At 57.3% G+C, this 10,909-nt stretch carries 9 protein-coding genes and 1 rRNA gene; 3 read left to right on the top strand and 7 right to left on the bottom strand.

Annotated elements, in window-relative coordinates:
* Positions 1–328 precede the first annotated feature (328 nt).
* Positions 329–1,777: a 23S rRNA (uracil(1939)-C(5))-methyltransferase RlmD gene (gene rlmD, locus ACTNA2_RS08765; protein ID WP_441049312.1), complete on the top strand. Its 1,449-nt coding sequence runs from the start codon at positions 329–331 to the stop codon at positions 1,775–1,777.
* 63 nt (positions 1,778–1,840) lie between these two features.
* On the opposite strand, the gene ACTNA2_RS08760 is transcribed toward rlmD, so the two are convergent.
* From ACTNA2_RS08760 to tilS, 5 genes are all read right to left on the bottom strand, one after another.
* On the bottom strand, positions 1,841–2,662 hold the full coding sequence (locus ACTNA2_RS08760; protein ID WP_154517764.1) for a phosphatase: 822 nt from the start codon (positions 2,660–2,662) through the stop codon (positions 1,841–1,843).
* Between the two features lie 165 nt (positions 2,663–2,827).
* Positions 2,828–4,012: a pyridoxal phosphate-dependent aminotransferase gene (locus tag ACTNA2_RS08755; RefSeq protein WP_154517761.1), complete on the bottom strand. Its 1,185-nt coding sequence runs from the start codon at positions 4,010–4,012 to the stop codon at positions 2,828–2,830.
* 184 nt (positions 4,013–4,196) lie between these two features.
* On the bottom strand, positions 4,197–6,344 hold the full coding sequence (ftsH, locus tag ACTNA2_RS08750; protein ID WP_441049310.1) for an ATP-dependent zinc metalloprotease FtsH: 2,148 nt from the start codon (positions 6,342–6,344) through the stop codon (positions 4,197–4,199).
* Position 6,345: 1 nt separating this feature from the next.
* Positions 6,346–6,894, bottom strand: a complete 549-nt coding sequence (gene hpt, locus ACTNA2_RS08745; RefSeq protein WP_154517754.1) for a hypoxanthine phosphoribosyltransferase — start codon at positions 6,892–6,894, stop codon at positions 6,346–6,348.
* A 148-nt stretch (positions 6,895–7,042) separates the two neighbouring features.
* Complete coding sequence (tilS, locus tag ACTNA2_RS08740) at positions 7,043–8,581, bottom strand: tRNA lysidine(34) synthetase TilS (RefSeq protein ID WP_441041363.1); 1,539 nt, start codon at positions 8,579–8,581, stop codon at positions 7,043–7,045.
* A 48-nt stretch (positions 8,582–8,629) separates the two neighbouring features.
* Here tilS and ACTNA2_RS08735 point away from each other — a divergent pair, with 48 nt between their 5' ends.
* Positions 8,630–9,439, top strand: a complete 810-nt coding sequence (locus tag ACTNA2_RS08735) for an MBL fold metallo-hydrolase (protein ID WP_441049308.1) — start codon at positions 8,630–8,632, stop codon at positions 9,437–9,439.
* A gap of 101 nt (positions 9,440–9,540) precedes the next feature.
* Here the strand turns inward: ACTNA2_RS08735 and ACTNA2_RS08730 are convergent, their stop codons facing one another.
* A complete protein-coding gene (locus tag ACTNA2_RS08730; RefSeq protein WP_441049306.1) occupies positions 9,541–9,972 on the bottom strand; it encodes an Hsp20 family protein in 432 nt (143 codons plus the stop codon).
* Between the two features lie 274 nt (positions 9,973–10,246).
* Here ACTNA2_RS08730 and ACTNA2_RS08725 point away from each other — a divergent pair, with 274 nt between their 5' ends.
* A complete protein-coding gene (locus tag ACTNA2_RS08725; RefSeq protein ID WP_441049304.1) occupies positions 10,247–10,717 on the top strand; it encodes a hypothetical protein in 471 nt (156 codons plus the stop codon).
* 113 nt (positions 10,718–10,830) lie between these two features.
* Here ACTNA2_RS08725 and rrf read toward each other — a convergent pair.
* Positions 10,831–10,909, bottom strand: a 5S ribosomal RNA gene (rrf, locus tag ACTNA2_RS08720); the annotation flags it as partial.

Here is a 10,909-nt window from a genome sequence, read left to right as displayed (position 1 = left end):
TTTAGTTAAGTAAAGTGATTCATGTAACGCCCAGAATCATACACTTTACCTTGATAGAGTACAAGGGAGAAGTTGCCCGGCGCGGGCGGGGAGCGGCGCGTAATTAAGTTTCCTGCTCTACAGTCCTGCGCAAGACGGAAAGCACATTAAGTGCTTTCCTTTGCGTGCGGAACTCGCGATAAACTTAATTACGCGCCGCTCCCCGCCCGCGCCGGGCAAACGTCGTTGGACTTATCACTAACGTGAAGTGGACGCTTGTATATCGTCTGCTAGCTTGGCACGGTACAATGCTTTCAGATTTCAATTTATAAATTAGTGGGGTTACTTCATGGCAGAATCTCGTGCGGAGCGTAAGGCTCGTCGTGCTTTGATCGAGGCGGCTGAGGGGTCGGAGGAGAAAAAATCTTCCAAGAAATCCAAGTCGTCTCAGGATGCGAAGGGTAAGTCGGCCAAGGGCAAGGCTAAGACCAAGCGCCCCAGCTTTCGTCGGAGCGAGGATAAGGCGCCTCAAGCTCGTTCCAAGCGCTCGCATAATGAGTCGTCCCGGTCCGCTCATAAGGCCGTTGATCCCAAGTCGCCTTGTTCCATCATGAAAGCTTGCGGTGGATGCACGGCGCTCAACAGGCCTTATAAGAAGCAGCTGGCGACCAAGCAGGCTGCCATGGAAGAACTTTTTGCTGCTCTTTGCGAGCGTGAGGGCATAACCGTCGATCCCATTCGCGGTATGGACGTTACTCTGGGCGACCCGGGCAAATATCCTGCGCCGCGTGGTTTTCGCCATAAGGCCGCCACTCCCTTTGCCCCCGGCAAAGGGGGCGCTGTCCGCTGCGGCTTTTTTGAGCGCGGCACGCACAGAATCGTCGCTGTTCCCGAATGCCCCGTCGAGGCACCGGGAGCCCGTCAGATTCTTAACGGCATTGCGCGTGAGGCCGAGCGCCTGCACATTCCCGCCTTTAACGAGGACAAGCATCTGGGCCTGCTTCGCTATGCCGTCGTTCGCTGCGGCTGGCGCACCGACCAGATCATGATCACCCTCGTTACCGCCCAGCGCGACCTGCCGCATGCGCAGGAATTCTTTGAGGCCATCGCCGCACTCGATCCGCGTATCGTCACCGTCGCCCAAAACATCAACGGACGCCCTGGCAACGCCATCCTGGGTGAGGAAACCCACATCGTGTATGGCGCTGAATGCATGCGCGACCAGCTACTCGGCTGCGAGTTCGATATCTCCCCCACCGCGTTCTACCAGACCAACCCGCAGCAGACCGAGCTGCTCTACCAGCTCGCTATCGACGGTATGGATCTGCACCAGGGCGATGTTCTCATGGATGCCTACTGCGGCAGCGGCACCATCGGTCTTTGCGCAGCTAAAGAAGCTCAGAACAAGGGCATCGGCATCATGTTACTTGGCGTGGAGCGCAACCCGGCGGGCATTGCCGACGCACGCCGCAACGCCGAGCTCAACGGTCTTACCCGCAGCGCCTGGTTTATGGCCGACGATGCCACCGACTACATCCTAGATGCCGCCGACAACAACGAGCGCGTCACCGTCCTTTCCATCGATCCGCCGCGTGCCGGCTCTACCCCCGAGTTCCTCGAAGCCGCCTGCGCGCTTAGACCTCGCCGCATCACCTATATCAGCTGCAACCCTGTGACCCAAGAGCGTGACCTGCACCAGCTCCTCGACGGTGGCTATCGCCTGCTCAAGATCACGCCCGTCGACATGTTCCCCCATACCGACCACACCGAAACTGTAGCGGTCCTCGAGCGCCGCTAATCCACCGGTACAAGAAGGGGGCGCCCCGTCTGGGCCGCCCCCTTACTTGGTTTATGAACTCCGCTACATCCTCTTGCGCAGGTCACACACGCCGGCTGCCGCCATCTCGCGCAGTAGCGTCTCGCGGTCGCGCGTCACGATCAAATCCAGCGGAAAGTGAATCTCGTCGAGCATCTTGCGCGCTTGGTCGAGCTTACCAATTGCCATACCAATGTGCGCATCGGTCGAGACGCCAATCCCCACGCCCAGCTCGGCGCACCGCTCGGCAATCTTGCGGCACACGTCCCAATGCTCGGCATCCGCGCCATGCTCAAGACTGTGATTGTTGATCTCGATGATCTTATGCTTAGCCTTAGCAGCAAGCAACACCTCGTCGATATCGAACGGCACGCCCGATCGACCCGTATGCCCCAGCATAAACACCTTGGGGTGCTCCAGAGCATTGATATACATCTCGGTCGTCTGGGCCAGCGTCGCGCCTTCAGCGAACTGCGGATTATGCACGCTTGCAACCAAATAATCCAAATTACGCGTAACCCGATCGAACAGCGAATGCTGACGGCTGTACGAATCGCCGGCAATATCGAGCGTGACAGGAGTGTCCTCGCCAAACAGGCTTCCGTCCAGCGAAACGATATCGGCCTCGGCGCCACGCAGCACCAACACGCCGCTCCAAATGCGCGGCCATATATCCTGGTTGATAAAGAACTGGTAACTGCGCAGGTCATTGGGGCAAGCCGTAACCATAGAGCTCAGATGGTCGGCAGATCCAAGCACCTGCAGGCCACGCTCTGCCGCCCAGTACACATTCTCCTCAATGGTCGAATATGCATGCGCAGAGAACATCGTATGGGTATGAATGTCACAGGAAAGCAGGTAGGGCATCAGGTCTCCTTATCTGGTATGGCCGTCGCGTATATTCATTGTACGCATAGCCTTCGATAGTCGTAAAACCGCTCCATCCCAAAGACACAACGTCCACGACAACGGGGTCCGGTTTAACACCAAACCCCGTTTCACGTAAAACATTGTAGGCAGAGCGCTCTGCTTTTAACGATACTCGTCCGCCAACTGTTTCCAAGCTGGTAGCGAATTGATAATCGTTTCGTAACTCACGCAATAACCCAAGCGGAACCAACCCGGCATGCCAAAGCTATCCGAAGGCACCGCGAGCAACTCGTACTTCTTTGCACGCTCGCAAAAAGCGTTTGCGTCGGGCTCGAGCGCCTTCACCCACAGATAGAAAGCGCCGTCCGGCTCAACGTAGGTGTAGCCGTACTCCGCCAATGCGTCGGTGAGCGCCGTTCGGTTGCGAGCATAGGCTTCGACATCACTCGGCTCATCGATGCAGTCGATAATCACGCGCTGGAAGAGCGCCGGTGCGCACACAAAACCCAGTGTACGGGCGGCACCGGCGACGGCCGGCATAAGGCGAGCAGCCTGCGGATTGGTGTTGGGAACCAAAATCCAACCCACACGCTCACCCGGCAGCGACAGCGACTTGGAATACGAATAGCACACGACGGTGTTCTCGTAGATTGAGGGTACCCAGGGCACCTCGGCACCGTACACGATCTCGCGGTACGGCTCATCCGAGATGAGCATAATCGGATTCTCGGGATCACGCTTGGCATTGACCTCGCGCAGAACATTGGCCAGTCGCGTCAGCGTGTCGCGCGTATATACGGCACCGGTCGGGTTGTTGGGCGAGTCGATAATGACGGCCGCCGTCTTATCAGTAATCGCCTTGAGCACGTTGCCCACGCTCAGCTGGAACGTGTCTTCATCGGCGGGTGCCTCGACACACGTACAGCCGGCCTTCTCAATCCACACGCGATACTCCGGAAAGTACGGGGCGATAACAATGACCTCGTCACCGGGATTGGTAACAGCGTTGAGCGTGCAGGTGAGCGAAGCCGCCGCACCCACGGTCATAAAGACATCTTTACCCTCATAGCTCGTGCCAAAACGACGGTTGAGCGACTCGGCCACAGCGACACGACATTGCGGCAGGCCTGGTGCGGGCGTGTATCCGTGCAGTTGGTCGCTCGGCAGCTCCAAGGCCTTTTTGATGGACTCCGCCACGGCAGCGGGCGCCGGAACACTCGGGTTGCCCAGCGAAAAATCGAATACGTTCTCCGCACCGATCTGTGCCTTGCGTTCAAGTCCATAGCTAAAGATCTCGCGGATGATAGAGCTTTCCGCGCCGCGAGCAAACATGGTTTCGTTGATCATCTGTTCCCCTTTCGCATAGGCGGTATTGTACGCTTTAGTCAAGCAAAGTACCGCAGCAATGTTAATTGGGGACAGACTTAAATGCGTGAAAACGCTCATTTAAGTCTGTCCCCAATCAACAGATGGCCCCATATCGCTCAAAAAGCCTCCGCAGGTTTCCCCGCGGAGGCTCTCACGACAAAGACTACTCGTCGGCCTCGGTGTCGCCATCGGCCTTTTTTGTGTCAGCAGCCTCGACATCGTCAGCGCTATCGGATGCGACTTCGGCATCTTCCTGCATGGCCGCCTGCGCAAAAGCTGCGGCATCAGCTGCCAGCTCCTCCTCGCTCATACGAGGCGTGCGCTTTTTGGTCGGCACGCCGCCCGCCTTGGCGTTGCGCTCCTCCTTGGCTGCCAGAATGTCGCCCTCGCGCTCAAGGTAGGCATCCCAATCGTTGTCGAGCAGGGCGTTCACGGCGTCGCCTTCGACGGTCTCGCGCTCAAGCAGCACCTTCGCCATCAGATCGAGCTGATCGCGACGGGCATCCAAAATCTCAACAGCACGGCGATGGGCCTCACGCATGATGCGCTGAACCTCGATATCGATGCGGCGCGCCGTCTCCTCGGAGTAATCCTGGTGATCGGCATAATCGCGACCAAGGAACACCTGATGCTGCGCCTCGCCAAACACTTGCGTGCCCAGCTCCTCGCTCATGCCCAAACGCGTAACCATCTCGCGCGCCATCTTGGTCGCGCGCTCCAGATCGTTGCTCGCGCCCGATGTAATGTCATCGCACATGAGCTCCTCGGCAACGCGACCGCCCAAGAACACGGCAAGCTCGTCGAGCATCTCGTTCTTGGTCTTGAGGAAGTGATCCTCCTGCGGAAGCTGCAGCGTATAGCCCAGAGCCTGACCGCGGCTGACAATCGAAATCTTGTGAACCGGATCGGAGTGCTCCAGGATGTGACCCACCAGAGCATGACCGCTCTCGTGGTAGGCAATCGTGGTGCGCTCGGCTTCGGTCATCACGCGCCCCTTGCGCTGCGGTCCTGCAATCACGCGCTCCATCGATTCTTCGACCTCGTCCATCGAGATCACGGAGCGATGACGGCGAGCGGCAAGCAGTGCGGACTCGTTGAGCAGGTTTGCCAGATCGGCACCGGTAAAGCCAACGGTCATCTGGGCGAGCTTCTCAAACTTAACGTCCTCATCCATTGGCTTGTTCTCGGCATGCACGCGCAAGATCTGCTCGCGCCCCTTCACATCCGGGCGGTCGACCGTAACCTGGCGGTCAAAACGGCCGGGGCGCAGCAATGCCGGATCCAGAATATCGGGGCGGTTGGTCGCGGCGATCAGGATGACCGATTCGCTTTCCTCAAAACCGTCCATTTCGACCAGCAGCTGGTTGAGCGTCTGCTCGCGCTCGTCGTGACCGCCGCCCAGACCGGCTCCGCGCTGACGTCCCACGGCATCAATCTCGTCAATGAAGATGATCGACGGAGCCTGAGACTTGGCCTCCTTAAAGAGGTCGCGCACGCGGCTGGCGCCGACGCCCACGAACATCTCGACAAAGTCAGAGCCCGAGATGCTAAAGAACGGGACACCGGCCTCTCCGGCAACGGCCTTGGCCAGTAGCGTCTTACCGGTACCCGGAGGGCCCACCAGCAAAACGCCGCGCGGGATCTTGGCACCCAGCTTGCGATAACGGTCCGGATCGCTCAAGAAATCGCGAATCTCTTCGAGCTCCTCAACAGCCTCGTCCACGCCGGCAACGTCTTCGAACTTGACCTTGGGACGCGTAGCCTCGTTGGTCTTGGCGTTGGTCTTGCCAAACTGCATGTTCCTATTATTGGCGCCCATCATCTGGCGCATAAAGTAGAACATGATGGCGATCAGGGCAATCGTCGGCAGTACGCTCATCGCCAAGTCGCCCCAAAAATCGGGGTCGTTGGTGTTGACGATGTACTTAGTGTCGGGATGCTCCGCCATGAGCTCGGCAAGCGAATCGGAGCCGACATAGGTCGAGGAAAAGCTCTTGAGCTCACTCGTGTCGCCCTTGTCCTTTTTCGCCTTCCAGTAATGACCCGTCACACTTCCGTCCTGAACCGTATAGGTCAGATCTTCGACGCGATCCTGCTTGATGGCGCTCACCATCTCGCTCGTCGCGAGCTTAACGGTATTGCTGGAGCTGGCAAAGCCGGAGCCCATATTAAAGAAGGCGTAGCCCAGAAGTGCGCAAGCCAAAAGAAAATACAGCCAGCCCGTACGTGTGGGTTTCTTGCCTCCGGGCATCCCCGGAATCTTAGGGTCCCGGGGTGTCTGGGAATTGTAGTCGTTACGGTCGTCGGGCATCTTACGAATAAACCTCCGGTTTCAAAATGCCCAGATACGGAAGGTTACGATAGCGCTCGGCATAGTCGAGGCCGTAGCCCACCACAAAGGCATCGGGGCAATGGGTTCCAACATACTTGGGCGTAATGGCCGAGATGCGATCCTCAACGTCCTTCCACAGGAAGGCGGCGACCTCCAGAGAAGCGGGCTTGCGGCTCTCAAGGTTCTTCATCAGATACTTGAGCGTCAGGCCCGAGTCCAGAATGTCTTCAACGATCAGCACGTCACGACCGCGGATATCGATATCAAGGTCTTTGATGATACGCACGATGCCCGAGGACTTCACACCGTCGCCATAGCTCGAAACGGCCATGAAATCGATATTGGTCGGCAGCTCGATCTTGCGCATCAGGTCGCCCATAAAGACCACGGCGCCGCGCAAGACCGCAATCAGCACCAAATCCTTACCCGCGTAGTCGCGCGTAATCTCCTCGCCCAGGCGAGAGACGATACCGTCGATATCCTCCTGCGTAAACAGAACCTTCTCGATATCCGGATGTTGAGAAGCCATGACAACCCTTTCTTGTGCTTAATCGCCCACACACCGCCGTATGGACGCGAACTACACATTCTAGCAGCGCACGGGGTATATTTTCCAGCCCGTGCACCATCAGCGCGGGAATACCGTCAACGCCGCACAGAAAAACTGGTGCGAGGGGCTAATCCGCGTCAACCACGCGAAGCAGATAGGCCACACGCGTCGCCGCCGTGCACTTAAAGCGTTCGTCCGCGCGAACTCCGGCGACCCACACCACGACACCCCCCGGTGCCGTCCTTACCATGGGCACGCCGGTGCGCTCGGAAACGGGAATACGAGCCTCGCACAACAAGTCGGATACCTTCTTGCTTCGGCCACTCATGCCTAACGGGCACATCACGTCTCCCGGTGCGGGACCGTCCACCCACAGGCGCGCCAATCGCCCCTCGGCAGGAACCTCGCCGCGCGAGCCCGCCAAGATCCGCTCGCTATCGCTGTTGGCAAAACCCAGGGCAGCCGCGTCCACCAAAGCTGCCACTTCCCCAGCAGCCGCAAACTCACGGGCGCGGCGCACGATATCGCATCCCGGCTCAACGGCTATCGCTTCTGTGACCAGCATACGTCCCCCGCCCAACGACATACGGCCGGGTATGGTAATCCAGTCCGCAACCAAGCCCTCACGAGCCGCCGGCGCCTTAAACGCCAGCATGCCAAACTCAACACGTGCGTCAATCCCCGCCGGAAGCGTAACCGAACCCGCACCCTCGGCAACACAGGAGAGGACTCGCTCCACATGGCGCATCTCTGGGCGAGCATCCGGATCGATGCGTTTAATCGCCAGTCGCACGATGCGCCGTGCGATTACCACCTCGGCCGCAGCAAGGCGTCTGGCATCAAGCACCAGCGCGCCCGCTGCCTCTTTGCGCAGGCAGCTTCGAAACGCCTGTGCCGACAACTGGGATAGAAACGCATCCTCATCACCCAAGATCTCACAGGCGGCACCAATCGTCTTGCACACGCTCGCATTACGCTGCGCCAGCACTGGCATTACCCGGTGGCGAACGTAGTTTCGCAGATACGAGATATCTTCGTTGGTCTCGTCCTCGCGCCACGGCTGACCATGCACCTGCAGATAGCCCACAAGCTCGCCATGAGTTAGGTCGAGCAAGGGGCGTACCACAATATTCCTTCGGCGGGGAATGCTCGAGAGCCCAGCAGGGCCCGACCCCTTAATGGCGTTCATCAAAAATGTTTCCGCGCGGTCTGAAGAGGTATGGGCAGTGCAGATGCGCGCCGCCGTTCTCGGCGCCCCCATCTTGGCACAAAGCTCGCGAACATACCTTCGCGCCGCGGCATAACGCACCTCGCGCGCAGCCGCCTCGATATTGCCCGACTCCCCATCAAAATAGGCGTGCTCCACGCACAGCGGCAAGCCATATTGTGCGCAGAGCTCGCGCACAAAGGCCTCGTCGCCGTCGGATGCCTTGCCTCGCAGGTGATGGTTTACATGAAGCACATGTAGGCGCTCGCGAGCAATGGGGGCAACGCCGCGTCCATCTTGGATATCCAGCTTTGATGTGCACGCCATAAGAAGCAGTGCCGTCGAGTCCGCACCGCCTGATACCATGAGCACCACAGGAGCAGCCTGCTGCCTCGTCCGGGTCTCATCGACTGCCCCGGGTACGGCATGGTGTCCGTAATGCTGTGATACCGTTGGCATTCGCTTCCTCCTCTATTCGTCAGCACTCATTGTATCCTTTGGAATCTTATGTCTCGCCTGCACCTTCATATCCTCGGCAGCGGCTCTAAAGGCAACTGCGCACTCATCGAGGGCCCGCAGGGGCTCATTATGGTCGATGACGGACTGTCCCGCCGCGAAACACTCAAACGCATGGCTGAGCTCGGCCTTTCGGCAGACGACGTGTCCGCCCTTGTTGTCACCCATGAGCACAGCGACCACATTAAGGGGCTTGAGGTCTGGTGCAAACATTGGAACGGACCGGTCTTTACCAGCAGGGGCACGCTCGCATCAAAGGAAAGCCTTGCACATCTGTCTGTTGAGGAATTCGACCCAGGTGACGCCCTCTCTATTGCCGGGGTCCGCATTCAAACGTATTCGACATCGCACGACGTCGTCAATCCTGTCGGCTACCGTTTTGATGCCCAGGGTGATTCGGTTGGCTTTGCCACCGACACCGGCGAGTTGTCGAAGCATGCCATCGATACGCTCAAGGACTGTCGCATTCTCGCGCTCGAAAGCAACCACGATGTAGCCATGCTGCGTCAAGGAGACTATCCTCGCTTTCTTCAGGAGCGCATCCTGTCTGCAAAAGGGCATCTCTCCAACGATCAGGCCGCCGATGCCGCACGCGCGCTGGTAACCGATCGCACCGAGCAGCTTATCGCGATGCACATTAGCCAAGACAACAATCGCCCAAGCCTTACCGTCAAAAGCTACGCAAGCTCACTTGGGGCAACACTCGACAACGAGCTTGGTAGCACCGCCACCCGCGTTGAGGGGCCACATAAACTCACAATACGTCCCGCCGGGCAATATCGGCCCATGACCATTCAGTAGGCCGTCTCAAATATTCAGTAGGCTGTCTCAAATAGAAAAGGGGGCCGGGAATCGCTTCCCAGCCCCCTTAGCTCAGGCACCGATGTTAATGGCCGATAACGTTAGTCGATGAAAATCTTCGTAACGTTCTTCTTTTCGACAATCTTAGGAACCGTAACGGTAAGGATGCCGTCAGCATACTTTGCAGAAAGGCCCTCGCTCGAAGCATCCTTCAGGTACACACCGCGCGTCGCGCTGTAAGAGCAAAACTCCTTCTGCAGGTAGTTCTTGTCCTTGTTCTCTTCGCTCTCCTCAACATTCACGCTAATGGAAAGACGACCCTCATTGAGCTCAACGTCGATGTCGTCCTTTGCAACGCCGGTCAAAAAGGCCTTAACCTCGTAACCGTCGCCCTTGTCCTCAACATCAACGGGAAACGCCTTGGAGGCGATCGAGTTGTTTGCCAGATCGGTCATATCATCAAACAGATCGAACAACGAGCTAGCAGAGGGACGAACACCAAAAACCGAACGATAAGGAACCATGCTTGCCATGACTACCACTCCTTTAAGGGACTGCCGAGCCATCTTCTAGGTGGCAGGGACTTCTTTTGACGCTTTAATATATGCCCATCCATTTCTTATATATACATTTTGATATAAAGTTTTTTGAGTCTCTATCTATAAGCATATCTAAGTCTATATGACTAAGATTTAATGAGGTCAAGGTTCTTTGAACCGTGCCTTAAATACCAAATGTGCCCTAGCTAAACAAAGCTGGGGCTTACAATGAGCGTATACACAATATTAATGACAACCTAAGGGCATCATGGACGATCAAGCCTCCGACAATTCGTATGATCAGATGCAGAACGATAAATCAACCTATCCGCAGACCATACGCTACCATCGTCCCCATATTTCCCAAGAGCCTATTGACGATACAGAGCCTGAATATGTAACTCGCAATCGTTATCAAACCCTTGAAGAATCTCAATCAGGTCGCAAACACATGGGCGTCGCACCGAGCGAATCGGCGTATCTCAAAGATGCCCCCTTATCCAAAAACAGCGCATACAACCAGGAGCAGGCCCAAACACCCGCTAAGCAACAACGAAGAGAGCCTCGTCCTAAGCAGACCCTAACGCATTCTGCCCGCTATTTAGAGACGCCGAAGCAAGGAAAATCGATATTTATATCGTCTAGCAGACGACGCAAACAGCACCGGCTCCAAATCGCGCTCCTGATCATTGCCATCGCGGCAATCGCGCTGGTCATTCGTTTTATTTTCTTCAAATAGAAAAGACAATTAAGCCGTAGGGGCTTTAAGTTTACAACGCCCAAACGAAAAAAGGGGGAGGCCGCGAGGCCTCCCCCTTCTCAGTCCAAGCGCACGGCTCGGTGCCGTCCACCGGTCAGCGGCGCCCTGGCCTCCCACGGGCTGGCCCCGCAGTACTCTCGGCGCGATGGGGCTTAGCTTCCGGGTTCGGAA

The organism is Collinsella sp. HCP28S3_E9 (genome assembly GCF_052065455.1).
Lineage (GTDB): Bacteria > Actinomycetota > Coriobacteriia > Coriobacteriales > Coriobacteriaceae > Collinsella.
The sequence above is the reverse complement of the archived record's forward strand: the minus strand, read 5'-3'. Positions and strand labels throughout refer to the sequence as shown.

What these genes read in the sequence shown, in the direction of transcription:
- rlmD (WP_441049312.1), top strand. Translation starts at nt 329, where the DNA reads ATGGCAGAATCTCGTGCGGAGCGTAAGGCTCGTCGTGCTTTGATCGAG.
- ACTNA2_RS08760 (WP_154517764.1), bottom strand. Translation starts at nt 2,662, where the DNA reads ATGCCCTACCTGCTTTCCTGTGACATTCATACCCATACGATGTTCTCT.
- ACTNA2_RS08755 (WP_154517761.1), bottom strand. Translation starts at nt 4,012, where the DNA reads ATGATCAACGAAACCATGTTTGCTCGCGGCGCGGAAAGCTCTATCATC.
- ftsH (WP_441049310.1), bottom strand. Translation starts at nt 6,344, where the DNA reads ATGCCCGACGACCGTAACGACTACAATTCCCAGACACCCCGGGACCCT.
- hpt (WP_154517754.1), bottom strand. Translation starts at nt 6,894, where the DNA reads ATGGCTTCTCAACATCCGGATATCGAGAAGGTTCTGTTTACGCAGGAG.
- tilS (WP_441041363.1), bottom strand. Translation starts at nt 8,581, where the DNA reads ATGCCAACGGTATCACAGCATTACGGACACCATGCCGTACCCGGGGCA.
- ACTNA2_RS08735 (WP_441049308.1), top strand. Translation starts at nt 8,630, where the DNA reads ATGTCTCGCCTGCACCTTCATATCCTCGGCAGCGGCTCTAAAGGCAAC.
- ACTNA2_RS08730 (WP_441049306.1), bottom strand. Translation starts at nt 9,972, where the DNA reads ATGGCAAGCATGGTTCCTTATCGTTCGGTTTTTGGTGTTCGTCCCTCT.
- ACTNA2_RS08725 (WP_441049304.1), top strand. Translation starts at nt 10,247, where the DNA reads ATGGACGATCAAGCCTCCGACAATTCGTATGATCAGATGCAGAACGAT.